This window comes from Cobetia sp. LC6 (genome assembly GCF_030264805.1).
Lineage (GTDB): Bacteria > Pseudomonadota > Gammaproteobacteria > Pseudomonadales > Halomonadaceae > Cobetia.
Map to the genome: position 1 here is coordinate 667,656 of NZ_JASSPL010000001.1, position 25,244 is coordinate 692,899.

The 25,244-nt window shown below is 56.9% G+C and carries 20 protein-coding genes and 2 pseudogenes; 13 read left to right on the forward strand and 9 right to left on the reverse strand.

Features of this window, described 5'->3' with window-relative positions:
* The first annotated feature begins 93 nt into the window (after positions 1 to 93).
* Positions 94 to 1,005: a LysR substrate-binding domain-containing protein gene (locus tag QQF40_RS02905; protein ID WP_253062196.1), complete on the forward strand. Its 912-nt coding sequence runs from the start codon at positions 94 to 96 to the stop codon at positions 1,003 to 1,005.
* A 243-nt stretch (positions 1,006 to 1,248) separates the two neighbouring features.
* Here QQF40_RS02905 and QQF40_RS02910 read toward each other — a convergent pair whose 3' ends face one another.
* Complete coding sequence (locus tag QQF40_RS02910) at positions 1,249 to 1,614, reverse strand: hypothetical protein (RefSeq protein WP_352230711.1); 366 nt, start codon at positions 1,612 to 1,614, stop codon at positions 1,249 to 1,251.
* Positions 1,615 to 2,108: 494 nt separating this feature from the next.
* Between QQF40_RS02910 and QQF40_RS02915 the strand changes: the two genes are divergently transcribed.
* The 5 genes and pseudogenes from QQF40_RS02915 to tnpC all read left to right on the forward strand — a co-directional run bounded on the left by QQF40_RS02915 (position 2,109) and on the right by tnpC (position 5,319).
* Positions 2,109 to 2,396 carry a transposase gene (locus QQF40_RS02915; protein ID WP_285460297.1) on the forward strand — a complete coding sequence of 96 codons (288 nt, stop codon included), beginning with the start codon at positions 2,109 to 2,111 and terminating at the stop codon, positions 2,394 to 2,396.
* A 93-nt stretch (positions 2,397 to 2,489) separates the two neighbouring features.
* Positions 2,490 to 2,918: pseudogene (locus QQF40_RS02920) on the forward strand (IS3 family transposase); the annotation flags it as partial.
* A 90-nt stretch (positions 2,919 to 3,008) separates the two neighbouring features.
* The gene (gene tnpA, locus QQF40_RS02925; protein ID WP_285460299.1) at positions 3,009 to 3,377 is read left to right on the forward strand and encodes an IS66-like element accessory protein TnpA; all 369 of its coding nucleotides are present in this window, start codon (positions 3,009 to 3,011) and stop codon (positions 3,375 to 3,377) included.
* Positions 3,374 to 3,709 (forward strand): IS66 family insertion sequence element accessory protein TnpB, encoded by a 336-nt coding sequence (gene tnpB, locus QQF40_RS02930; RefSeq protein ID WP_285460300.1) that lies wholly within the window; start codon positions 3,374 to 3,376, stop codon positions 3,707 to 3,709. Before tnpA ends, tnpB begins: the two co-directional genes overlap by 4 nt.
* An 80-nt stretch (positions 3,710 to 3,789) precedes the next feature.
* Positions 3,790 to 5,319: pseudogene (gene tnpC / locus QQF40_RS02935) on the forward strand (IS66 family transposase).
* Between the two features lie 187 nt (positions 5,320 to 5,506).
* On the opposite strand, the gene QQF40_RS02940 reads toward tnpC, so the two are convergent.
* Positions 5,507 to 8,149 (reverse strand): DEAD/DEAH box helicase, encoded by a 2,643-nt coding sequence (locus QQF40_RS02940; RefSeq protein WP_285460301.1) that lies wholly within the window; start codon positions 8,147 to 8,149, stop codon positions 5,507 to 5,509.
* Positions 8,146 to 9,711 carry a site-specific DNA-methyltransferase gene (locus tag QQF40_RS02945; RefSeq protein ID WP_285460302.1) on the reverse strand — a complete coding sequence of 522 codons (1,566 nt, stop codon included), beginning with the start codon at positions 9,709 to 9,711 and terminating at the stop codon, positions 8,146 to 8,148. The genes QQF40_RS02940 and QQF40_RS02945 overlap by 4 nt, the downstream gene beginning before the upstream one ends.
* 355 nt (positions 9,712 to 10,066) lie before the next feature.
* On the opposite strand from QQF40_RS02945, the gene QQF40_RS02950 reads away from it, so the two are divergent.
* Both QQF40_RS02950 and QQF40_RS02955 read left to right on the forward strand, forming a co-directional pair.
* Positions 10,067 to 10,750 (forward strand): hypothetical protein, encoded by a 684-nt coding sequence (locus QQF40_RS02950; RefSeq protein ID WP_285460303.1) that lies wholly within the window; start codon positions 10,067 to 10,069, stop codon positions 10,748 to 10,750.
* Entirely contained in the window at positions 10,737 to 11,963 is a 1,227-nt protein-coding gene (locus tag QQF40_RS02955; protein WP_285460304.1) for a helix-turn-helix domain-containing protein, read from the forward strand. Before QQF40_RS02950 ends, QQF40_RS02955 begins: the two co-directional genes overlap by 14 nt.
* A gap of 110 nt (positions 11,964 to 12,073) precedes the next feature.
* Here QQF40_RS02955 and QQF40_RS02960 read toward each other — a convergent pair whose 3' ends face one another.
* The 6 genes from QQF40_RS02960 to QQF40_RS02985 form a co-directional block, all read right to left on the reverse strand.
* Entirely contained in the window at positions 12,074 to 13,876 is a 1,803-nt protein-coding gene (locus QQF40_RS02960; protein ID WP_285460305.1) for an ATP-dependent helicase, read from the reverse strand.
* A complete protein-coding gene (locus QQF40_RS02965; protein ID WP_285460306.1) occupies positions 13,869 to 15,668 on the reverse strand; it encodes an ATP-dependent nuclease in 1,800 nt (599 codons plus the stop codon). Before QQF40_RS02965 ends, QQF40_RS02960 begins: the two co-directional genes overlap by 8 nt.
* A gap of 329 nt (positions 15,669 to 15,997) precedes the next feature.
* Positions 15,998 to 16,513: a flavin reductase family protein gene (locus tag QQF40_RS02970; RefSeq protein WP_285460307.1), complete on the reverse strand. Its 516-nt coding sequence runs from the start codon at positions 16,511 to 16,513 to the stop codon at positions 15,998 to 16,000.
* Between the two features lie 290 nt (positions 16,514 to 16,803).
* Complete coding sequence (locus QQF40_RS02975) at positions 16,804 to 17,838, reverse strand: methionine synthase (RefSeq protein ID WP_043336834.1); 1,035 nt, start codon at positions 17,836 to 17,838, stop codon at positions 16,804 to 16,806.
* 97 nt (positions 17,839 to 17,935) lie between these two features.
* Positions 17,936 to 18,925, reverse strand: coding sequence for a DUF1852 domain-containing protein (locus QQF40_RS02980; protein WP_285460310.1), 990 nt, complete (start codon positions 18,923 to 18,925; stop codon positions 17,936 to 17,938).
* Positions 18,926 to 19,466: 541 nt separating this feature from the next.
* Positions 19,467 to 21,518: a sigma-54-dependent Fis family transcriptional regulator gene (locus QQF40_RS02985; RefSeq protein WP_285460311.1), complete on the reverse strand. Its 2,052-nt coding sequence runs from the start codon at positions 21,516 to 21,518 to the stop codon at positions 19,467 to 19,469.
* 382 nt (positions 21,519 to 21,900) lie between these two features.
* On the opposite strand from QQF40_RS02985, the gene QQF40_RS02990 reads away from it, so the two are divergent.
* The 5 genes from QQF40_RS02990 (at position 21,901) to QQF40_RS03010 (ending at position 25,085) form a co-directional block, all read left to right on the forward strand.
* Entirely contained in the window at positions 21,901 to 22,485 is a 585-nt protein-coding gene (locus QQF40_RS02990; protein ID WP_285460312.1) for a rhodanese-like domain-containing protein, read from the forward strand.
* Between the two features lie 67 nt (positions 22,486 to 22,552).
* Positions 22,553 to 23,026: a DsrE family protein gene (locus QQF40_RS02995; protein WP_285460313.1), complete on the forward strand. Its 474-nt coding sequence runs from the start codon at positions 22,553 to 22,555 to the stop codon at positions 23,024 to 23,026.
* Positions 23,027 to 23,054: 28 nt separating this feature from the next.
* Entirely contained in the window at positions 23,055 to 23,243 is a 189-nt protein-coding gene (locus QQF40_RS03000; RefSeq protein WP_285460314.1) for a YgaP family membrane protein, read from the forward strand.
* 210 nt (positions 23,244 to 23,453) lie between these two features.
* On the forward strand, positions 23,454 to 24,101 hold the full coding sequence (locus QQF40_RS03005) for a peroxiredoxin (protein ID WP_285460315.1): 648 nt from the start codon (positions 23,454 to 23,456) through the stop codon (positions 24,099 to 24,101).
* A gap of 72 nt (positions 24,102 to 24,173) precedes the next feature.
* On the forward strand, positions 24,174 to 25,085 hold the full coding sequence (locus tag QQF40_RS03010) for an MBL fold metallo-hydrolase (protein ID WP_285460316.1): 912 nt from the start codon (positions 24,174 to 24,176) through the stop codon (positions 25,083 to 25,085).
* Positions 25,086 to 25,244 lie beyond the last annotated feature (159 nt).

Here is a 25,244-nt window from a genome sequence, read left to right on the forward strand (position 1 = left end):
AAGACACCCAGCGACGCGATATACTGCGCTCACGCAGGCTCGCTGTGTGCCTTTGCTTTATTCATGCCTCTCTTCAGGTGCTTTGCCGTGGAAATGAACTGGCTGGAAGACTTCCTCACCCTGGCGGTGACGCGTAACTTCTCGCGCGCCGCCACCCTGCGCAACGTGACGCAACCGGCCTTCAGCCGTCGTATTCGCAATCTGGAATACTGGGTCGGCGCCACCCTGATCGACCGCAGCCTGTTCCCCGTCGGCCTGACCCCTGCAGGCGAATCCTTCCAGCGCACCGCCCAGGATGCGCTCTCGGTATTGCGCGTCGGCCGTGATGAGGCGCTCGGCTTCGTGCCCAAGATAGAAGAAGTCGTCTCGATTTCCGCCTCGCACACGCTGGCGGTCAGCTTCTTCGTCGACTGGCATGAACAGCTGCAAAACCGACTGGGCAATCTCAAGGCACGCATCGTGCCCGACCACGTCGCCGGCTGTGTCGATGCCCTGATCAGCGGCAATTGTGATCTGATGCTGGCCTACAACAGCCCGCTACTGCCTACGCTCACCGACATCGTGCGCTATCCCTCCATCGTGCTCGGCTCCGAGCGGCTGGTGCCCGTCAGTGCCGTCGATGACGCTGGCCAGGCACTTTACTCCCTCGACAGCGACACGCCGCAACCCTACCTCTGCTACTCCAGTGACAGCTATCTCGGCCGACTGACCGCACTGATCATCGGACGCCAGAACCTCGCCGCGCGTCTCAACTTCCGCTACGAATGCTCGATGTCTGACGTGCTCAAGCGTGGCGCACTCGCCGGTAGCGGCATCGCCTGGGTGCCGGAGCGCGCCGTGCGCGACGAGCTGGCCGCCGGGCGCCTCGTCATCATCAGCGATGACAGCCACACCGCGCCGCTGGATATCTGCCTCTTCCGCCACGCCGAGCACGACCAGCGCGTGGCCGAACGCATCTGGCAAGCCTGTCTGACCGACGAAGACGAGGCCCTCGAATCAGAATGATAATTCGCTGGCGGCGTACCAGGTCAGAGGAAGAAAGCTCAGGGGGTAGGGCTGGAGAAAATGGAAAAGAAAGCCCAGAACAATGACCTGACATCATCGCCAGAGCACGACGCAAGACGGGAGCCACTGGGGCTCCCGTCTTGCATTACTGCATCTAAGCGCATCTGAGCGCATTCAACCGTATCTGATCGCATCTCAGCTCGCAGCTCTATCGACTGCAACTGCATCGGCCGCAACGGCAAGTCATGCATTGCCTCTCACGACAGTCGACGCGAATTGGCCGTCGTGCGCTTGTGCAACGTTGATGAAGAGGGTGCCCGTCGTCCACCACGGCGCCACCTTGCCGCCCGTCATCGCGTTCATCCACGCCTTCTGCATCACGAACCACATCTCCCAGCTGGCTGCGATCTTCTCCGACACCATCTTCTGGTTCTCGGTGATCATCTTCGGGTCCAGCGGCGACTGGGTTCCCCACAACTGAGTGCGCGACATGATGGTCGACATGGCTGTCGACCACATCTCCACCGACGTCGTGCCCAGCTTCCAGACATCGAACATCGCAGCCGGCGTCGTCGGGACCAACTCTGACCAGGCAGGTTGTTTAGCCATTGTACTCTCCAGGTAAGGAACATGAATACAGTGATACGCCTGTTTTTGTTGCAGTGCAATATGAGTTTTGACTGTGGGACGAGATCGGGCGATTCGGAGCCTCCCTTATCACCACTTTCCATACAAAACAATGAGTTAGCGGTAGGTGATGGCTTGGGAAGCCGGGATTTTCCGTGCCTGGACGGAAATTTCCCGTGGGGTTAGGGAAAGTGGATTTTCAGGATTTGTTGGCAATGTCTTACATAGACGTATGAATTTTATGAGGCTGGGTATCAGTTCAGTCAGACAGAGTACGTATGCGTTGGCGAGTGACGCGGAAATTTCCGGCGTGGAGTTGGGCGCGATAGAGGGGAGGGTGCAGCGAGGTGCGCTGGTTATCGAGTCTGGTGTCTCGTTAATGCGACGCAGAGTGTCGCACTGAACTAACTTGAAGTGGTCCCCGGAATTCGGACCAGGCGCTAAGCTCTGATCAGACCGACTAGGAGAGCTTGATCATGAGCAGGAAACGTCGACAGTACAGCGGTGAGTTCAAAGCCAAGGTAGCCCTCGCCGCCCTAAAGGGAGAACAGACCACGTCGGAGATCGCGGCCCGCTTCGAGATCCACCCCACCATGGTGAGTCAGTGGAAACGCGAACTGCTGGACAACGCCACCGGCGTCTTCGAGAGCAAGAGTTCCGGTAAAACCGCCCAGAAGACCCAGGAGGAGATCGATACGCTTTACCGCGAGATCGGCAAGCTGACGATGGAACGGGATTTTTTGTCACGCGGGCTCGGTCGTTGAGCCGGGCCCAGCGCGTGGCACTGGTCGAGCCGCAGGCGCCCGACATCAGCCTCCGGCGTCAGTGCCAGCTACTCGGTTGTCAGTCGTTCCTCGATGTACTATCAGCGCAAGGCTCTACGGGCCTATGATCTGGAGCTAATGCGTCTGATCGACGCGGAACATCTGCGCACACCGGTCTATGGCTCACGACGGATGTCAGCCTACCTCAATCGCCTGGGACACGCAGTGAGCCGCAAGTGCGTTCAGCGACTGATGCGCGGGATGGGGCTACAGGCTATTTATCCGAAGCCATGCACCGGTCGGCCAGGCACGGGACATCGGATCTATCCTGACTTGCTGCGAGGGCGAGTCATCGACCGTCCCAATCAGGTATGGGCGACTGATATCACCTATATTCCTTTGGCGCGCGGGTTCATGTACCTGGTGGCCATCATGGACTGGCACAGCCGTCGCGTGTTGGCCTGGCGGGTCTCCAACACCCTTGATACGGACTTCTGTATCGATGCTTTGGAGAAAGCCCTGGCGTGCGTAAGCGACCGGTGATCCCATCTACCGCAGAGTCCTGAATTCCGCCACGTTAGATGTCCACCTATCAATAAGTGGACACTTATCATGACGGAATCAAGCGTGTTGGAAGTTCCTCGCAAGCGTCGCCGCTTCACTGCCGCCTTCAAGGCCAGGATCGTCGAAGCGTGTCAGCAACCCGGTGCCTCAGTTGCCGGAGTGGCTTTGGAGCACAGCCTGAATGCTAACCTGGTCCACAATTGGATCCGTACCACCCGTCAGCAAACGGCTGTGCCAGAAATACCGGCACTTGTACCGGTGCCCATGGCCAGTTCCTCATTACCAATCACTCGCCAGCATCAGGTGACGGACCGTATTCGCCTCACGATCCCGCACCCCAACGGCCCGATGGTCATCGAGTGGCCTGCCTCGGAGGCCGACGCCTGCCGATCTCTGATCCGAGAGCTGCTCGCATGATCCGCATCGACGAAATCTGGCTGGCCACCGAGCCGCTGGATATGCGGGCCGGTCCGGATACGGCCCTGGCCCGGGTGGTGAAGGTGTTCGGCGCGGCTCGCCCGCACTGTGCCTATCTCTTTGCCAACCGTCGCGGCAACCGTATGAAGGTGCTAGTTCACGATGGCCTGGGCGTCTGGCTGTGCGCCCGGCGTCTGAACCAGGGCAAGTTCCACTGGGCCGGTCACTGGCAGGGCGATCGTATCGAGCTTTGCCCCGAGCAGGTCACGGCACTGGTGAAAGGACTGCCCTGGCAGCGCCTCGGCGCCGACGGGGTGATCTCGGTCGTGTGATGAGCGGCACAGACTTGGCGGCCCCGCTATTCGCGGATGCGCAAATCCCGTTCTCGTCGGCGGGCTGGCATATTGGCGGAATGACGACGCCCCCTGACCTGACTCAACTCTCTCCCGATCAGCTCCGCCACTTGGCGGCAACGCTGATGACGCAGGTGGAGGAAAAGGAGAAAGCGCTACGCCACAGCGAGCAGGTCAATCAAAAGCTGACCTATGAAATGGCATTGCTCAAGCGCCACGCCTTCGGCAAGCGCAGCGAGCAGCTCAATGTCCTGCAGATCAGCCTGCTGGAGGAAGGGGTGGACGCCGACATTGCTGCTATCGAGACCGAGCTGGAAGAGCTTCACCTCACTGCTGCCACGCCAGTGGCAAGGAAGACGCCCAAACGCACGCCCTTACCTCCCGAGCTACCGCGCACCGAGATTCATCATGATCCGGAGAATGATCACTGCCGGTGTGGTTGTCAGCTGAGGCGGATCGGCGAGGAAATCAGTGAGAAGTTGGATTATACGCCGGGCGTGTTCCACGTCGAGCGGCATATCCGTGGCAAGTGGGTCTGCGACCAATGCGAGACACTGACCCAGGCACCGATGCCGACGCAGATCATTGACAAGGGCATCCCCACCGCCGGCTTGCTGGCCCAGGTGCTGATCGCCAAATATGCTGATCACCTGCCACTCTATCGCCAGGAGCAGATCTTCGCCCGCGCCGGCGTAGCGATTCCGCGCTCCACCCTGGCAGAGTGGGTCGGCACCTGCGGGGTGCGACTTCAGCCGCTGATCGATGCACTGCGTGAAGTGTTGCTCAACGAGCCGGTGCTGCATGCCGACGAAACGCCGGTACCGATGCTGGCCCTTGGCAAGAAGAAGACGCACCGCGCCTATCTCTGGGCCTACGCCACCACCCCGTATGCCGGGTTGAAGGCCGTAATCTACGACTTCAGCGAGGGACGTGGCGGTCAACATGCCCGCGACTTCCTCGGGAAGTGGCGGGGCAAGCTGGTCTGTGACGACTACAGCGGCTACAAGCAGAGCTTCGCCAACGGTGTTACCGAGATCGGTTGCATGGCCCATGCCCGCCGTAAATTTGTCGATCTGCACGTCGCTGGCAAGAGCCAGATCGCCGGGCAGGCTATCGAACTGATCGGTCAGCTCTACCAAGTGGAGCGTGAGGTACAGTCACTCAGTGCGGAAGAGCGTCAACGGCTGCGGAAGACGAAAGCAAAGCCCATCGCCGATGCGCTACATCGCTGGATGCTGGCGCATCGCGAGAAGGTCCCGAATGGTTCGGCGACGGCGAAAGCGTTGGATTACAGCCTGAAGCGCTGGGCGGCGTTGACGCGCTACCTGGATGACGGCGCGTTGCCGATTGATAACAACCGGGTGGAGAATCTGATTCGCCCCTGGGCGCTGGGGCGTTCAAACTGACTGTTCGCCGGATCTCTGCGCAGTGGCCAGCGTGCTGCCACCATCATGAGCCTCATTCAGTGTGCCAAGCTGAACGGCCATGAGCCCTATACCTACCTGAAGAATGTGTTGGAAAGGCTGCCGACCCAAAAGGCTAGCCAAGTGCACGAACTTCTGCCCCATCATTGGCAGCATACTGCGTGATCACTCGCAAGCGGTGATGCCCGAATGCTTACACCCAGGCGGCCTGACGCCGATGATGACCTGATCCGAGCTTAGACGACCCGTCAGGTGGTCCAAAGGATGGGGTCCACTTCAATAGGTTCTCCGGGAAGTTACATGTTAGTTTGCTTCCTCTCCTCCGACTTTAAGTCGGAGGAGAGGGCTATTATCACCTTAAGGCTGAGTCAATTACTATGCGTATCTCTTGTGGGTTGCCCTTCTCAATCGTAGCCATTACGAAAACCGCTTTTCCATCGGAGGCCTTTTCCCATTGCTTGCCGATAAGGTTTTTTTCCCTCGAGTCCCGGCTCTCTTCTGGAGTACGGTCTTTTCCTTTGTACTCAACTACCAGAAATCGGTCGTCATTTAGAACTGCGACAAAATCAGGGTAAAACCTGTCTGTCGATGTCGGGAGGGAGAAGGAATTTGGGTGCCTGCTAACGTTTCTTGTCCAATATTTAACCCTAGGGTGGGAGTCAATCATGAAAGCACACTGCTCTTCCTCGCCATTGACTTTCTTTGAGTCAAAAGCAGGTACATCGTCAGGACCCATGAAGTGTTTTTTAAAGCGATAACTTCCCCGGTACTTAGGAACACCGTCATACATCTCATCAAAGAAGGTAAAGCCGTGGTCAAAAGAGACCTCAACCCGAGCCTCGGAACCGAATAAGCTTTCCTGGAAGACTTTTTCACGCTCGGCTTGGCGGAAGCCGTGAATTTTCTCGGATAGCTTTCTAGCAAGTATGAATTTACACCGCATAAGCTGTGATAGACTCAGCTCGCGGTCGCGTGTCAGATAAGTCACGACATCGCCTAGCCACGCTAGTAATTCAGCCTGGCTGAGCCATGGTGTTCGTATCTTGCGATCTAGCCACTGCACTAGACTTGTCGGGGTCCAGTCATCAACCTCTACGTTCATGGTGAGCTGTTCAGCAGTATCGGCAGCACCAATGGTTACGCGGTTGCCGTCCAAATCAATCTCAAATGTGTTCGTGGTATCCACGATATTGAATTCTGACGCCTCCAGACGGGCAGGGTGGTCGGCAAGTGACCACTCGTGTTGCTCCATGAGGATGTCAGGGTCACCAAATACCAGTTCCCCCTGTACGTAAGCCATCAATCGGGGCAGCGTGAAGGTTTCTCCTTTCTGTGAGGGGGGAATCTCGTGCTGGTATTTAGCATGGTGCTCGTTGATGCTTTGCTGGAGTTTCGGCTTCAGAGATTCAGGCGTATAGCTGATTAACTTGTCGGCTTCCTGAGGCTTGAGGAAGCCCTTTACTTCGACATGGGTCTTGCCGTTCTCGTCGTAGGTCACTTGTACCTTTGACGGCACAGCGGCATTCATCTTGCTGGCTTCTTCCTGACTGGCCTGGATTTCTACTTTCATCGTCGGGCGTGGGCGAGGCTGGCGTCCAAACAAGCCATCATCAAGGCCGAGTTGTTCGGCTTCGATGTTGTCCTCTGCTTCGTTCTCTTCAAAACCCATATCAACAAGTTTATCGCGTAGGCTATGGGCCGCCTCAGAAAAGTGCTTTGACACCAGCTTGGCGTAGGATTTATTGAGTGCTTTTTCTTTACGTTTCTGGGCATAAGGCATGCGCAGCACACGGCCAAGAAGCTGCTCAGCATCGGTGGAACTACGGATATTGGCTACCGAGCAGAAAATATAGGCAAACGAGCAGTCCCAGCCTTCCTTAAGCGCCTCAATAGTGATGACATACTCGATAGGGCAGTCTGGCTTAAATAGGTTGATACCGTCTAATTCACGCTGCGCGCCCGTTGCCACGGCGATTTTATTCGAGTCAATATTCTCGTTATCGATTAGGTGCTGTTTTAGCACCTCCACGGTAACCTCTTCCCCTTTTTTTTGTGCCTGAAAAAGCACGATAGGGCGAATGTATCCGTCCCGGTCGCGTTCAGCATGCTCTTGCAGCTCGGCACGCTTCAAAATGGCTGAGTTAACCGCACCTTGCCAAGTCTCAGCCTCATCCAACACCACTGGCATTTTGATCATCTCTTCATCTTTTAGCTCCTGGGCCGTCACTGAATGAAGTAGATTGTTAAAGCCCTTGGGCGTGGCGGTAAACTCGATGAGTGCAGTTGGATTGATTCGCTCATAAACTTCTTGGCTGAGCTTGGAGCCGGCTTTATGGGCTTCATCCATGATGACCAGCGGTTGGTGAAGGTGCATCAGGTTAGCGAAGCTGAATTTGATATTGGCCTTCTCGGTGCGCTCTAGTCCCGGCGCCTGGGGAGGAATCGCTGAAAAGTGTGGCTCCATCTCCTCGTTGTGAGCATAGACTTTGCGCCCATCGGTATTGGTAACGCGCAGTGTTTGAATGGTGCCTACCACCACACATAGGTTCGAGCGAAGGTCATGCGGCTTGATCTGGGTAAAATCACCAATATCGAAGATGCGCACACGCCCACCGAACGCCTCGTCCAGCGCTTTTCGGTAGGGGTGGCGAGGGTTCTTTAACGCTTCGGCCGTCTGCGAACGAATTGTGTTGGTGGGAACAAGCCACAGCACCAAGGGGAAGTCCTTTTCTACCCAAGCATCTGTTGCCACGGCTATCGAGTGAGCGGCGAGAATCGTCTTACCGCCGCCAGTTGGTAGGCGTAGGCAAACATAAGGCGTATTTGGTAGTGTTTTGACCGGCGTATACTTTGCTGGATAGCCACGTAACCGAGCAGCCACCTCAGGTTTTTCAGTGATTTTCTTGTACGCTTCTCCCGGGCCTATAATTCTCGCTTCTTCCAAGTAGGCTTTTAGGGTGTCGAGCGAGGCGTGTTGGTAATCCTTTAACTTCATGTGCGTGCCTTAACATCGTAAGGGGTTTGCTTGAATTCGATCTGTTCAACCTTGAGCGTGGTTTCTGACAGCATGGTGCGCTCTCCATAGATGGTCATGGGGCCTTCAAAGTCCCCCTGCGCAGCGCGAATCACGGCTAATGTCTTCCGAGTTAGTACGTTTCCATTGGCAGCAGCTTTGTCTCCAAGAATGCCGTTGTATAGGAGGGCATACCCATGCCCATTATGGCTACCAAGAAACGGCGTTTGATCATTCTGCTTCGACCAAGAGGTACTCGTCTCGGTAAACCAGATATGAGCGGCCAATACTAGGAATTTGATGTCAGGCTGAATTTGGCCATCTTCCGTAAATACAGGGGGACCAAGTCGATAAAAGCGGAAGCCACCGCCGCCCTGCCAGTTGTAAGCCTCTGATATACCGCCTTGCTCGCCATCAACGACTTGTTTAAGCCTGGGGACGCAGTGTGTGAATGCGTGTTCCCCCATCTCGATACCGATGTATTGGCGCCCCATTTTGTGAGCAACAGTAGCGGTAGTACCTGAACCCAAGAAACTATCAAGCACAAGGTCGCCGGGGTTGGTGGCAATTTGAAAAAAACGCTCGATAAGATGCTCTGGCTTTACAGTGTCAAACGGTACTTGGTCTGGAATGACGTTTCGTTGATGTGCTTTAGCTTGGCGAGAAGTCTTTACATCTAGAAGGATCGTCTCATTTGGGCGAGAGGGAGTCTCTGGTGCAAACTCTCGACTGTAAGGCACCCAAACTTCTTTGCCTAAGCGCTTTCTCCGTTTCCAAATTAAACGGTCTTCTGCTCGAAGTCTTTCTATGCCTGCTCTGCTAAATGACCAACGGGCTTCTCTCCCATCATCATGGATCGGATACACTTCAGTACCATCAGGAGCTGTTATCGGAAACCACATTGACGGGCGGTCGGTTCGAAGACTTGCTTTTCCATTCTTTTTGATCAATCGGTCACGGCAAGGCTTCCCCGTTTTTTCATCAATTTGACCGTATGCATCAATAATTGAGAGGTCTGATTTTTGACGAAAAACAGCCATGTCTGGATTTTTTGCATAGCATAAAATGTGTTCATGGTCAGGGGTAATCGGTACTTTGTTATCATTTGGGCTATCTACTTTTTGCCAAATAAAGCTTGTGACAAAAGAACGACGTCCATAAATTTCATCCATGATAACCTTTAGGTAGTGTCCCTCGCGGTCGTCAATACTGACCCAAATCGAGCCATCCTCAGCTAGCAGCTCTCGCAGCAGCTCCAAGCGGGGCCACATCATCGCTAGCCATTTGGAGTGCTCCAAGTTGTCGTCGTAATGCTCAAAGGCCGATCCAGTGTTGTAAGGTGGGTCAATGTAGATGCATTTTACTTGCCCAGCATAATAGGGAAGTAAAGCTTTTAAAGCGTCAAGGTTGTCCCCTTGGATGAGCATGTTGTCTGAGACTTGGTCTCCGTAACTGAGCTCCGATACCGCTTCGAGCAAGCGGTAGGGAACCTTCTCGGTAGCACGTACATCTTCATCTCTGGTCAACCATCTCAGTGTTGGCATGTGCTCTTGGATTCCTTAACATCTCATTACTTGGGCAACGCCCCATACCAGCATGATACCCCTTGTAGCCGTCAACTCCCATATGCGGCATAACTGATCTTGATGAAGGCCTGGCAACTCATGGAGCTGCTGCCCACAGCCCTTATCGCCAAGCTGCTTCTGGTTGAGGCCAATCGCGTTGCGCTTGGCGAAGCTGTGAGCCTGATGATCAGTGGCTCGAGAACGGAGAACGTTAGCTCGCTACTGGTTTCGAGCTCTACACGGTTGGGACTGTCGCCATGGATCTGGATAACAGGAAAAAAAGCGCCTATAATCCGTATTGCAGAAATTGCTGCCTGCAACCCGAGGAGCCATTGTGAATCAAAAAGAAATCAGCCGTTTCATCTGCCAGGAGCTGCCACGCCACCACCTGCAACGGGTGCTTGAGAGCATCGAGGCGGCGTTCAACAAGAGCGATCGTAACCTCAAAGCTGCCTATCAGAAAGTGCCTTTGGCAGGGCCTGGTCCGCAATCCCACCACTATATGGTTCAGGAGGCGCTGCTGGGGTTGCCAGAGGGTGAGGGCTTCGAGGTGATAAACCGAGTCACACGCCCAGCTGGTGGCCACTACGCGCTGATACGTGCCGGTACTCTACAGATCACAACCAGCATCGTAACGGTAGATAGGGTTCCTCCAGTCCGAGATGCCAAGTTTCGGCGTGACCTTCGAGTGGAAAACGAACGGTTGCAGCAGCAACATCCTGATTTGTTTGCTCCCTTCGTGCCTCCCTTCGGTCCAAACGATGACTCGCTACATGCTTTGTTGTTGCCACATTCTGCTAAGTGGACTGAGGGAGACCATAGCAGCCCGTTGGGCTTTGTGATCGCCGTTCCTTACAGTGACCACCGGTCACGCTATCACCTATGGGCAGATGTAGGTCAGCTTTGGCAGTACTATGATGAGGAAGGAGAGGTGCCTGATGTGGCCTACCCGACCCTGCGTGATAGGATGCGCCACACCGAGTCTGAGGATCAAAGCGAAGAAGGTGGAAGCGAGTGATATGAGAACAGGGGTTGAGGGTTTCCAGGGCCAGCGATTGAGTCAATTGCGTACGGTCCACAATTTGACCCTGGCGGAGCTGGGAGAGCAGGTTGGGCGCTCATCTAGTACCGTTTCTGCTTGGGAGAAAGGTTCCCAGCTGCCGGAGGCTGAGTCATTTGATCGCCTTTGTCGCGTCTTTAGTGTTTCTCGCATGTGGTTTTTGAGGCCTGTACCCACTGCCGTCGAAGAGAAATATCGCCCTTATTTTTTTCGTTCCCAAGCGACTGCTCACAAGCAGGCACGTGAAAGGTCCCAGTTATACTTGAATTGGCTCCAAGAGATCTCTGACTTCTTCCAGGATGCGATGGAGTGGCCTGAGGTCAATGTGCCAATGCTAGATGCTGACGATTGCCGGCTGATTAGCGACGAGGAAATCGAGGAGATCGCGCGGGAGTGCCGCGAGATTTGGAAGCTAGGTACGGCTCCTATCCCGAATGTTATTCAGGTGATGGAGAATGCTGGAATCATTTGCACCCGTGCAACTCTGGGGCACGTCAAAATGGACGGTGTTTCTCATGTGTCAGTTTTGGATGGTCGTCCGTATGTGCTTATCGCTGAAGACAAAGCGAATCCGATTCGTAACCGCTTCGATGCAGCGCATGAGCTGGGGCATGTCGTTCTTCACTCCAAAATTCCGGCTGCCCAATATGTGAAAAAAGACCTTTATGACCTTTTAGAAACTCAGGCGCACCGTTTTGCTAGTGCCTTTCTGATGCCGCCTGAAAGCTTTTCTCAAGAGGTGGTGTGGCCGACGCTAGATAATTTGCTTTCACTTAAGCCGCGCTGGAAAGCCTCGGTAGCTTCAATGATTGTACGCTGCCGAGATTTGTCACTTCTTACTGAACAGCTCGAATTAAGGCTATGGAAAGGGCGTTCGGCGCGCAAATGGACGAAAGGTGAGCCAGGAGATGATGCTTTTGCCTTCGAGCAGCCTAAGCTGATGATGCGCGGTGCTCACTTATTGGTTGATAACGGAATTTTTGAACGTGCTGAGCTAGTACACCAAATTGGGCTGCCGCCTGACACCATTGAGATGCTTTGTAACCTACGCCCTGGTTACCTGAGCGTGCAGCCGGAAGCTGGGGATAACGTGGTGCCTCTAAAGCTAAAGCGAAATGGCGTGAGGTCGGGGCGAGCTACACGAGCGGATGTTTTGCCGTTTCAGAAATAGCGCGGTGACAAAGGCTCATTTCCCTAGGCTCACGAAGGTGAGGCGCTTTTAGGCAGTTTTTGCCTATCCAGCCATTCGCGCACTTGCTATCTAGACAAGCGAAACATGCATCAGGCGTCATCTGCATCCTCTGCTTCAACTCGCTCGGCCAGTTCGGTCACGAACTGTGAAGGATTATGGGCACTGTAAAGGATATGAATTTCCTCTTCGGCGCGCGTGAAGCCGACATAGAACAGGCGACGTGCCTCCTTAATCTCGCGCTCGCCTGCATTATTGCGCGGTAGCCTGCCGTCATCCATGCCGAAGAGAACGATAAGACGGAACTCGCGGCCCTTGGAGCTGTGCAGGGTTGTCAGGTTGATGCGATTGTTACCTTGCCCATGGCCGCAGAAGAGACCGAGTGTGAAGTCGTCACAGGCATTGCCGGGCGCAGTCCTGTCGATAAACGCATCGAGCGTGTTGCGCTCGTCGCTCAGAGTGCGGCTTCGGCCAAGGTGATCGTGCAGTAACTCGTGGCGCAAGGTCGTCAGCCAAGTGTGAAGATCAAGCGTACTGTCACGCCGCTCCCACAGGATGGTAATCAGCTGCCGCTGGAAACCGTTTTGCTCTGTTTCGGGGGCGAGCGTTTCAGCGAAAAGGCGCTTGCCGTTAGCGACGAGCCTTGAGAAGCGAGGCGTCCCCGTCTGCCACCCGCTGCAGCACCACGTGGCGCATTGCTCTAGCCAGCGCATCAGGCGGCTTGAGCGGGGATAGGGTGCATTACCGTCTGCCCGGGCTGTGCCATAGCCGTACGCCTGGGCAGCATCGGCGATAAAGTTACCGATCCAGGCGGCGGGGTAGAGGATAGCAATGTCGCCGGGCTCTAGGTCCGGTAGTCTTGTTATGGCATTGGGAATGAGAGTCTCGAAAATGTGGCGCGCATGCTGCTCATAGTTGCCCTGCAGGGGCTGAAAATAGATCGTCCCCTCTGCAGCGCCCGCTGGAGCCTCGTAGCCCCGTTCCACACCGAGCGCGTACTGCGAGGCGGTGACGATGGTTGATCCGCAGCGGTAATTCAGGCGCAACGGAACCGTTTCTACGTCTGCGCGCTGAGCAAGTCGCCTCAGCAGTTCCGGGTTTGCACCGGTAAAGCCATATATCGATTGATCCACATCTCCGACCGCGAAAAGCCGGATGCCGGTCCTGAAGCAGAGCCCCAGTACCATCTGGTGCAATGCGCTGCCGAGATCCTGATACTCATCTACAACCAAAACGGGATATTTAGCAAGAATGGCGCGCTGGAGCCATTCGTTTTCCCTAAGCGCCCGCAAGGCAAGCAAGGGCATGTCATCGAAATCGATCAGTCCCTGTGCCCTCAGCTCCTCTTCGTAGGTAAGAATGAGTTCCGCGCATGTTGAGTCGTCGTCATGGAAGGCTGCTACCGTCCGGTCCAGATGAGATCGGCGATAACGTTCCATGAGCCCCTTCCACATTCTGTGCGGATCTTCACCCCGTCCGATCACCCTGTCATAAGCGCGCTCCAGCGCACCGCGTTGCTCCTGAAGGTTTGCGACCTCAAAATCGTCTGGCAGGCCGAGCTTGGCCACCTTTGCGTATGGCAGGATGATCTGCGTCAGCGAGAATGAATGGACAGTGCCGATAAAAACCCGTTCGCTAGGCTCAATACCTAGGCCGTCGAGCCTCTGCTTCAGTTCACGCGCGCACTCGTTATTATAGGTAATACAGGCAAGGCCACGCGGCTCTTCAATATCTTCGGCGAGCATACGCGCAAGCTTGATCGTCAGCGTCTTCGTCTTGCCGCTGCCGGGACCGGCCAACACGACACAATGGCCGCCCGACTCGTAGGCAGCCCACTGTCCCGGGTTGCCCCGTAGGTCTTCGGCAGCCTTGAGATATGCTGCGCGCTTAGACACGGTCGGCCACGTATCTGATGGCCCGGTCGATATATCCGGGAGGGTCGATCTCCTCGCAATGAGAGAGTAGTCTCTGGGCGAACCGCCCCTTGCCAATACTATCAATCATCTTAAGAAGAAGGCGCTCATCCAAGTTGTCGGGATCGTTAGCCCAGCGATCAACCTGCTCCCTGCGGGCTGCGCTCAGATTGTACTCACGCAGCACACCTATGATTGCGTCCGCGAAGCCCTCTTTAAATAGGTCAACTTCAAGAGTCTGCTGATTGGAAAAGATACCGAACGCCTCGCACTGCTCACGAAAATCTTCATAATCCTCGAGCCCGGCAAGTTCCGCGAGCACGTCGTCCGGGCTTCCCCCAGTGCGTTGCTTCTCGATAACCGCGACAAGATTGCGGCTTCTTCTGTAAGCAAGCGGTTTTTTTCCTTGTTGCGGGTCCCGGTCCGTGATCACGGAAAATGGTATGCCAAGTCCAGTCAGAAACTTCACATAGGGTTTAAAATTCGTTCCAGAAACCGAGCAGACGGTTATGCCAAATCTGTCGAGCGGCTTTTCGATCCGCTCCGCAAAGGCAGGCACAATGAACTTCTCAGCATCACCCTCAACCAGAATAACACCGCGTGCGAACAGCATTTCCGCGCGCGTGACATCGAGATACCGTGCAATATCGTCCGCTTCGTCGTCGCAGAGATTGATTCCTTGAGCCGAATAGCCGACCGTGCCGTTTCCGCCGTTTTCCTTGAGTAGTACGATGGATCGTAATGGTGAAACGCTTGCGATGTGCGGTGAGTGGGTCGTCAGAATAACCGAGAGTGGCCCTGGTGTCTCTTCGTCATCGACCGACTCGAACATCTGTCGGTAAACCGAGCGCTGTAGATGCGGGTGCAGGTGCGCTTCCGGTTCCTCTATAGCGAGGAATGTATGATCGCGGCTGTTCTCTCCGATCAGCTGCTGGATCTCCAATGTTTTTAAGCTGAGGAAGACCAGGTTGGCGGAGCCGAGGCTGGCATCGTCGATGCCTCGCGCGCCATTATCGATTAACAGGCGGATTGAACGATGCAGGCGCGTCGGGTCTGCCGGGCTGAATCCGATATTGGGTCGAATATCTTGTCGAGGCCCGCTTAACTCCAAAAACGCGTCCGCAATGCGCTGTTGCAGTTCCCGGACTTCTTCGAACCGAGTTATCTCTCCGGTAGCCTTTTCGATAGCCGTGCCGATGTCCACAAGGTCATCTTGGTTGATGGTCCTGAATGCCTCTTCCACAAGAGGACGCAAGGGGGAGTGCCTCCATACGGCGAGATCGCCCTCGGCGTCGCGTAGGGCCGGAAGCACTTCCATCGCGATTCGGCGGCGCAATTTGTACCCAAATATTTTTGTATCACTTTCTCCCCCATAGCAGAAGAACTCGAAGTCTTCTGCGGATATAGGGTCTTCTCCGTTGAGATCGGCTCTCGCTCTGAGCTCATAGGAAAGCCGCACGGTCTCGGGGTCGTCATCGAGCCGAAAGTCTGTAAGGACGGCTAGAATATTCGGATCATGCTCGAATTCCTTGATTTCGACGCTGACCACAATATTGTCATCTGCGCTGAGCGTTTCGAGACCGTCCCAGAAATCTGATGGGCCGAGCTGGCGCGCGCTGTCCGGCAGAGTGTGGTCAAAAATGAGCCGCAGCGCGTACAGTAGGTTGCTCTTTCCAGTACGATTCTCGCCCAGGATAACCGCGTTGCCGTTGAGTATCACGTCAAGAGTCTGGAAGTTCCTGAAATTTTTGATAAAAATTCTAGAAAGGTGCATATCTCAAACTCTTCGCTTTTCGGCTTTCCTTATAAGCTAACATAGCTTTAGCACGTATCGACACTCCTGCGTCCTGAATGAAAAATCAGTGTGCATGCATCGTTTAGCACGGTCGACATGATCAGGAGACTGAAGCGATTGATCCGCTTGATTGCGGTTTGGTTGCTAATTAAGAGTAAACGGTGTGGTGGGTGTAAGTGGTGGAAAGCCTCAACTGGTTGATTTTTAAGTACAATCGCGTTGCAGGCGCGATCCTCGAAACGACTTGGTTGCACTCATAATCCCCTAGTCTGATCCCAAAGATTTCAGCCGACCAGTATTCTCCAGTCTTATTCTCCTCCAGCCAAGCCCCCATACTTCCCCTTGAAATACAGCAGCGGCCGCGCGGTCGCACCAACATCCAGATTCAGTCCCTTCACTTCCCCGATCACGATCAGGTGATCACCTGCGGGGTGCTCTGCGTGAATCTTGCAGTCGAGCCAGTGCAGGCTGTCATTGATCACCGGGTTGCCGAGGGGGGAGAGCTGCCAGTCGATACCTTGCCATTTGTCCGCACCGCGCATGGCGAACTGGTTGGAGACATGGCTTTGCTCGCTGGAGAGAATGTTGACGGCGAAGCGCTCTGCCTGGCGAATCTTCGGGTAGCTGAAGGAGCTTGCCTTGACGCTGAAGGAGACCAGCGGCGGGTTCATCGAGACGCTGTAGAACGACTGGCAGGTGAAGCCGATCGGTTCGTCGTCGACCTGGGTAGTGATGATGGTGATGCCGGAGGCGAAGTGGCCGAGGGCTTCACGGAAACTGGCGGGGTCGATGGTGGGGGCTAGGTTAGTGTTGGAGAGCGACATGGCAAATCCTGGGAGATTGGGGAGGTGGTAATGATCAGCCGTGGGGGAAGGGCTGCAGCGATAGCGCTAGACTGGGCGCTTGAGTGACAGGGGTGAGAGTGATGAAAAAATGGCCGTCGTGAATCCTTCACGATGGCCATTTTTGTTTGCGGCGGTATCAGCCGCGTCTGCTTTTACCCTTCAGCATTTTCGTCGGGCCAACTCGGTTCGGAACTCGCCTGGCGCTATCTGATCAGTGCTGTGTCCTGGCCCGCGCTGTACTTTGGCCAGTTCAGAGTTTCGCCAAGCGATCAGCGCTGTGCTTCGAGTTCCTTGCGTACGATGGCGGCGCCGGCGCTGAGTGCCTGCAGCTTGCCGCGGGCGACTTCACGGGAGAGCGGGGCCATGCCGCAGTTGGTGCAGGGGTAGAGCTTGTCGGCATCCACGAACTGCAGCGCCTTGCGCAGGGTCTCGGCGACTTCTTCCGGCGTCTCGATGGTGTTGCTGGCGACATCAATGGCGCCAACCATGACCTTCTTGCCACGGATCAGCTCGATCAGCTCCATCGGCACGTGGGAGTTGTGGCATTCCAGCGAGACGATATCGATGTTGGATTGCTGGAGCTTGGGGAAGGCTTCTTCATACTGACGCCATTCGGAGCCCAGGGTGTTCTTCCAGTCAGTGTTGGCCTTGATGCCGTAGCCGTAACAGATGTGGATGGCGGTCTCGCACTTGAGGCCTTCGATCGCACGCTCCAGCGTGGCGATGCCCCATTCATTCACTTCATCGAAGAACACGTTGAAGGCCGGTTCATCGAACTGGATGATGTCGACGCCTGCCGCTTCGAGTTCCTTGGCTTCCTCGTTGAGGATCTTGGCGAATTCCCAGGCCAGCTTCTCACGGCTCTTGTAATGGCCATCGAAAAGGGTGTCGACCATGGTCATCGGCCCCGGCAGTGCCCACTTGATCGGTTGATCGGTCTGCGAGCGCAGGAACTTGGCATCCTCGACGAACACCGGCTTCTGGCGGGAGACCGGGCCGACCACGGACGGCACGCTGGCTTCGTAGCGATCACGGATCTTGACGGTTTCGCGCTTCTCGAAATCCACACCATTCAGGTGCTCGATGAAGGTGGTGACGAAGTGCTGACGCGATTGCTCGCCATCGCTGACGATGTCGATCCCGGCGTGCTGCTGCTCCTGCAGGGAGACGCGCAGGGCATCCTGCTTGCCCGCGATCAGTGCCTCACCTTCGAGTTTCCAGGGGGACCAGAGGACCTCCGGTTCGGCGAGCCAGGACGGTTTCGGCAGGCTGCCAGCGGTGGAGGTCGGGAGTAATCTCGTCATAATGAATAACCTTGTCCTTGGAATGGGTCAGATAGCGAATGTCGTTCGTCGATCAGCGCGCGCTGTTTGCGGATCAGTGAGCTGACCAATGATGAATTTATTGGTTGGTGGACCAGTTGGCGGACCACTGCTCGAGCAGGCTCTGGTAAGGCTTGATGAAGCTCTCTTCCACGAACTTGCCCTGCTCGATGGCGAGCTGGCTGCGCTCTTCGCGGTCGTACACGATGCGCGTCAGTGAATGGTCCTGCTGCTTAAGGCTCGCCTGATAGGATTTGCCGGCTACGGAATTGGCGTTGTAGACCTCGGGACGATAGATCTTCTGGAAGGTGTCCATGGTGCTGATGGTGCTGATCAGTTCCAGATTGCTGTAATCGTTGAGCAGGTCGCCGGTGTGATAGAAGGCCAGCGGCGCAACGCTGCCCGGCGGCATGAAGTAACGCACCTTCAGACCCATCTTGCTGAAGTACGCATCGGTCAGGGAGTCATCATCCTGGCGATATTCCACCCCGAGGATCGGGTGCACGTTCTCGGTCTGCTGATAGGTCTTGGTGGTGGAGACGCTGATGCAGATGACCGGCGGCTTCTTGAAGCATTCCTTGTAGGCGGGGGAAGCCACGAAGGCCTGGAAAAGATTGCCATGCAGGACGCCGAACTGCTCCGGCACGCTGAAGGACTCCTTGCCCTTGTTGTGCTCCAGCAGACGCACGCTGAAGTCATAATCGCGCACGTAGGACGAGAAGTTGTTGCCGGTCACGCCGTCAATGCGCTGATTCGTCTGGTGGTCGACGATGGTGGTCTGCAGGATCTCGATGATCGGCAGGGCATTGTCGGAACGCGCCGCATCGATGTTCAGCTCGACGGAGATGATGTCCAGCTCGACGGAGTAACGGTCGCCCTTGGGATTGTCCCAGTTGGCCAGCGCATTGAATCGGTTGTTGATCATGTTCAGCGTGCTGCGCAGATTCTGCTGACGGCTCTCACCACGCGCCAGGTTGGCGAAGTTGGTGGTCAGGCGGGTGTTTTCCGCCGGAGTGTAATTCTCGTCGAAGCGCAGACTCTTGATGCTGAAACCGAATTCGTTGCTCATGGTCGTTCACCCTGATCCTGAGAGAGATAATTCACTGTGTCGTCGACATCTTCCCGTGATCTTTCAGGCGTCTCGTGAGCGGGTTGCTCTCTCTGAGAACGCATCCATGCCGGGAGAGGCACGCTGCTCGCCATCACGTTCCATGTGCTGGCTGTGAAGTGCAGCGTCATGGGAAGTCTTCATCAACGTTCTGATGCAGGTGAGTATCCATTCCAGGGCTTCATGAGACAAACTGGATTTTTTAATATTCAAGTTGAGTGAAATTCATGATGAGGGCGGGCGTCATTTCGCGCGTTGTGAAAGCCGGCGAATCGAGCGGAGATAGGCGGGCTCAGCACGTGAGTAACGTGAGCCGCAGAGACGTTGACGTGAGGAGTGGGTAAGAAGGGAAAGAGGGGTAAGAGGGGAAAGAATGGAAAACACAAGCTGGCCCGAACTTCCGCTCAGGCCAGCTGGTGTGGCAACAACATGACGCTTCAGAGCATGACATCCTGATGCATCCTCCACGCCCTTCATTCTTGGCCATGAAGATGCAGTGAGTTCATGAGGCGAGCGGCTGATGATTGGGTGCCACCAGGCCATGGCGGCGCATGCGGCGGTAGATGGTGGGCCGCGAGACGCCGAGTTGGCGGGCGACCTGGCTGACGTTCCAATCCGTGTGGCGCAGCAGCTCGAGTAGTTTGCTGGCGTCCGCATCAGTCCCTGCATCAGCCCCTGCAGACGCGGGCGCTGGAGAGGCTGGAGCCGAGGAGGCGCCGGATGCATAGGGGGAGGCAGCGGCAAGCGGACTGGTAGCCCCGCGGGCGCTGCCGGTGTGGGTCTGGCAGACCTCCGGCAGGTCATGCAGGGTGATTTCATCGCCTTCTGCAGTGGCCATCGCGAAGGCAATTGCATTGCGCAGTTGGCGGATATTGCCCGGCCAGTGATGACTCAGCAGTGCACTGATGGCGTCGGCGCGCAGATGGAGTGACTGATCACGTTCGGCCTGTAGTTCCGCATGCAGCTTGCGAATGAGGTAGTGGCGGTCGGCACGCTCACGCAGCGCGGGTAGCAGGAGTTCGGCGCCGTTGAGTCGGTAGTAGAGGTCTTCGCGGAATTGCCCGCTGGCGATCAGCTCCGTGACATCACGATGGGTGGCAGTGATGACGCGAATATCCACCTTGATGGGCGTCTCGGCCCCCAGAGGTGACACCTCCCGCTCTGCGAGTACGCGCAACAGGCGTGATTGGAGCGGCAACGGCATGTCGCCGATCTCATCCAGAAACAGCGTGCCGCCGTCGGCCTGTTGGATCAGGCCGCGCATGCCCTTGGGCCTTCCTCCTGTGAAAGCGCCCGGCAGATAGCCGAAGAGTTCACTTTCAATCAGCGATTCCGGGATGGCGGCGCAGTTCACCGCCACGAAGGGCGCCTTGGCACGTGGCCCGCTGTCATGCAGCGCTCGCGCCAACACTTCCTTGCCGGTCCCCGTCTCGCCACGAATCAGGATGCTCACATTCTCATGGCGCATGCGGCGCGCCAGCTTGAGTAGCCGATGCATGGATGGGTCGTCTCCCGCGAGCTGGTCCAGCTCGGGCACCGGGTCATCCTGCCGACTGACGGTGGGGAGGGCCTTCACCGGATAGCCGCGCGGTTCGATCAGCGTCACGAAGACGATGGCGTCATCTGCCCGCAGGCGGAAGGCGCGAATCTGATCCCGGTTGGCGTGCGGAATGCTCAGCAGCTCATTGAGCTCCCCATCAAACAGCTGCGTGACCGCGGGCAGGGTGGAGAGCGTCCACGGTGGCCAGCGCGCCAGATGTGTATCGATCAGGCGTCGGCCTTCGTGATTGGCGGCGATCACCTTGTCATCTTCCTGAATGGCAAACAGGCCACGACCATTCAGGTGCACGAATTCCCGCGCCGTGTCGAAGCGCAGGATCAGGCAATCCCGATAGCGATGCAGGAAGTAGGCGTCCTCGATCATGCGGGCATGCAGGGTGACCAGGGAGAGCGCAAAGGTCTGGCTCTCCTGCGGGCGGGGTGATTTCAGCGCCGAGATGTCGAGGGCAGCGATCACACGCCCCTGGGGATCGGTGATGGGGGCCGCGGTGCAGGTCAGGTCGATGTGGGTGGCATCGAAGTGCTCACGCTGATGGCAGGTGACGGCTGTGCCATCGTGCAGACAGGTGCCCGCCGCCGAGGTGCCGGCATAGCGCTCGTTCCAGTCCGAGCCGAGATAGAGGCCCGCGCGCCGCAGCTCACTCAACTGATCACGCTGCCCCCGAAAATCCACCGCGATACCGCGTTGATCGGTGAGGATCAGCGCATAGCCATGTTGTGCGATCTGACTATAGAGCCGCTCCACCCCGGCACGCGCCACGTGCAGCAGTTCATCCGCCGATTCCTGATGATCGCGCAGTGCCTGCTGGGTGAGGACGCGGACCGGGCGAGGGCGGCTGGGGTCGAGCTGGTATTCCTCCAGACAGCGCTGCCACGAGCGACGGATGACGTCGCGCTGCGTCTCGGGGAAGGCGTCGCGGCCTTCGCCCAGTTGCATCAGGGTCTGTATATGTTGCCGTTTGTCGGGCTGCATCGTGTCGAGTTGGCGGATCATGGCTGCCTCGGCGCTGGCCGTCTCGAGACGGCTCTTTTGATTGTGGCGATGGCGCTTGTGAAAGTGGCAATCGCGGTTGTCACAACAGTGGCCATAGCAATAGCGGCGTGTACTCCTTCAAGCGTATGCGGTGTGGCGGGAGCGTCAATCACCCTGTCCTGCACCCTTGGTCGGGGCGTTACAGGTGTAACGCCCCGTGTCATGCGTACGGCTTACAATTTTCACGAGGAAGGGGGAAGTCGGAGTGCGGAGGGGGGCTTTGAGTGTCGTGAGTGGGGGCTATCGAAGTACGCCCCAGGTGCGGCGTCTTGCCTCGTGCGGCAGCAAAGACCGTGGTCTAGAGTTATCTGTATCTCTGGTTATTATCTTATGTGATTTTGTTATGAATGGATTGCATGGTGTTGCGGGCTGTCTGCTTGCTGCAGTGCTGGTTGCCAGTCCGGCCCTGGCCGAGGACGCCGTGGCCTATCGGGAGACGCAGCTGGGCCTCTACGTTACCGCCAGCGAGGCCTATGCGCTGATGCAGGACAATGATCGCGCCATCCTGATCGACGTTCGCGATCCCGTAGAGATCAAGTTCACCGGTTTTGCGACGCCGACCGACATTCATGTGCCCTGGATGTTGGCTGATCGCGATCACTTCAATGCTGGTGCCAAGACCTGGCCGATGATCAAGAACACTGACTTTGAGGCCCAGGTACGTGCTGAACTGAAGTCCCTGGAGGTAGCCGAAAATGATCCGATCATCGTCATGTGCCGCTCGGGCTCCACCCGCAGCGCGCCCAGCGCCGACGTGATCACTAAAATGGGCTTCCGCCAGGTCTATTCGGTCACCGATGGCTTCGAAGGCAGCAAGCTTGAGGGAGGGGCATCAAAGGGGGTGCGCGCGGTGAACGGCTGGCGCAACTCAGGGCTGCCATGGAGCTATGAGGTCGATCCTGATGTCGTCTGGTATCCGGCCGAGTGAATGACTTTGGAAGATCCTCCGTCGTTGAGGGTGGCTTCCAACATGAACGACAAAGTGAGGTGTGCAGATGGCGATCAAGAAAAGACTGACGCTGGCCGCCGCGGCGGCCACGATCGGGGTTTCCGGCATGTCCGCGGCCGATAGCCACGACAGCGAGACGTCGCAGGACCAGGCCCTGGTAATTCTCACCAGCAATTCGCTGCAGACCCAGGGCATGGCGATGATCCTCGCCAATGCCATGCAGCAGCAGGGCACCGACCTGCACATCTTGCTTTGCGACGCGGCCGGCGACCTCGCTGTCCAGGGCTACGCCAGTGCCGAGGCGATCCAGACGCCCGCTGCCAATCCGGTGGGCCAGATCAAGCCGGAGAGCATTCTGGGCATGCTGATGGAAAAAGGCGCGAGCGTGGACGTTTGTGCCATCTATCTGCCCAACAGCGACCATTCTGAAGCAGATCTTCGCGAGGGAGTCGGTGTGGCGGCCCCAGGGCCGATAGCTGAGATGATGCGCGATCCCGCCATTCCCGTGTACACCTTCTGATGTGTACCGCCAAGCCAAGGAGGATGTGATGACACGTAATGTAGGAGGTATTGACCGTGCGGCCCGTATCGTTGCTGGTGCCGCGCTGATCCTGCTGGCCCTGACCGGAGCGATTGGTGCTTGGGGGTGGATCGGGGTATTGCTCCTGGCCACCGGGCTGCTCAGTGTCTGTCCGGCCTATCTGCCGTTCGGATTCAGCACCTGCAAGGCGAAGTAGCCGCCTTGTCATCCGTGAGATCGACTTCCCTGAAAATCCCGATGCGCCCGGCTCTCCAATGAGTCGGGCGCTTTCCATTGCGCGCCATCGGCCCGGCGAGGCTATTGCCTCCATAGAGAGTCTCAATTTTCAGCATATTCAATAAGGATATAAAGTTATAACCGTTAGATTGGTGAGGCTTTTCACCCTGGCACGCAATGGAGAACGACCATGCACCCTCAGACACAGCAACCCCTCATGCCGCAGCTCAACCGTCCAGCTCCGGACTTTACCGCCAAGACCACTCACGGCGAGAAGTCGCTGGGAGACTACAAAGGTAAGTGGTTGGTGCTCTTTGCTCACCCGTCCGACTTCACGCCCGTTTGCACCACCGAGTTTTCCGCCTTCGCGACCCGCGCTGATCGATTCAAGGCACTCAATACCGAGCTACTCGGTCTCTCCATCGACAGTATCCATGCCCATATCGCCTGGACACGCAGCATCAAGGAGAATTTCGGGATCGAAATTCCTTTCCCGATCATCGCTGACCTGAGCATGCGGGTGGCCAACGCCTACGGCATGATTCAGCCAGGTGCCAGCGACACCGCTGCCGTGCGTGCCACCTTCGTGATCGACCCGGAAGGGGTCCTGCGCGCCATGGTCTATTACCCGATGTCCAATGGACGTTCCGTCGACGAGATCCTGCGTCTGGTCGAGGCGCTGCAGACCAGCGATGCCAACGGGGTGGCTACCCCTGAGGCCTGGAAGCCGGGCGAGCCGGTGATCGTGCCGCCGCCTGCCACTGATGCGGAAGCCGAGGCACGTCAGGGCCAGGGTTATGACTACGTCGACTGGTACTTCTGCAAGAAGAATCTCTAGCCCTTTTACCAGGCCACGGCATGCGTCGGGGCCCCGGCCTTTCTCCCCATTTTTCAGCTTCAGGAGGCCAACATGAAGACGTTCGAACTCTCTCACCACCGAGCTTCAGGTCAGCCCGATGTCGCCGGTTTCTTTGATCCACGCACCTTTTCCGTGCAGTACGTGGTCAGCGATCCGGCGACCCGGAAGTGCGCCATCATCGACCCGGTGCATGACTTCGACGAGAAATCTGGCGCCACCGCCACCCACCACGCCGATGAGCTACTGGCCTACATCGAGAAGCAGGGATTCGAGGTGCAGTGGATCCTCGACACTCACCCCCATGCCGACCACTTCTCAGCCGCCCAGTACCTGAAGGACAAGACCGGCGCGCCTACCGCCATCGGCGAAAAAGTGGTCGAGGTCCAGGCCCTCTGGAAGGCGCTCTATCACTGGCCCGATTTCCCGGCAGACGGGTCCCAGTGGGACCGGCTATTTGCCGAGGGAGATACCTTCCGCGTCGGCGAGCTTGAAGCCCGGGTGATGTTCTCACCGGGGCATACCCTGGCCTCGATCACCTACGTGATCGGTGATGCCGCCTTCGTCCATGACACGCTCTTCCAGCCGGACTTCGGGACCGCCCGGGCCGACTTTCCCGGCGGCGACGCCCATCAGTTGTGGCGCTCCATCCAGGCAATTCTGGCTCTACCTGACGAAACGCGCTTGTTTACCGGTCATGACTATATGCCGGATGGTCGCGAGCCCCAGTGGGAGAGCACGGTCCGCGAGCAGCGCGAGTGCAACAAGCACCTGGCAGGCAGCGTCGCCGAAGATGACTACGCCACCATGCGTGACCGGCGCGACAGCGAACTGCCGATGCCCAAGCTGATTCTGCACGCCCTGCAGGTGAATACTCGAGGCGGCTGTCTACCGACGCCCGAAGCGAACGGCAAGCGTTATCTCAAGATTCCGCTGGATGCCCTGGAGGGGGCCGCCTGGGATTGATATCGGCATGAGGCGAGAAGCGCGCGAGGCTCATCGCATGAGCGATGGGCCGTCAGCGACCAGGAAGCGTTGAAGACGGCTCTTATATTCCATAAAGGTATAACCTTAGATCCAAAATTGAGTTAGCCTGAGTCCTGCGACCCTGCAGTGACTTTTACG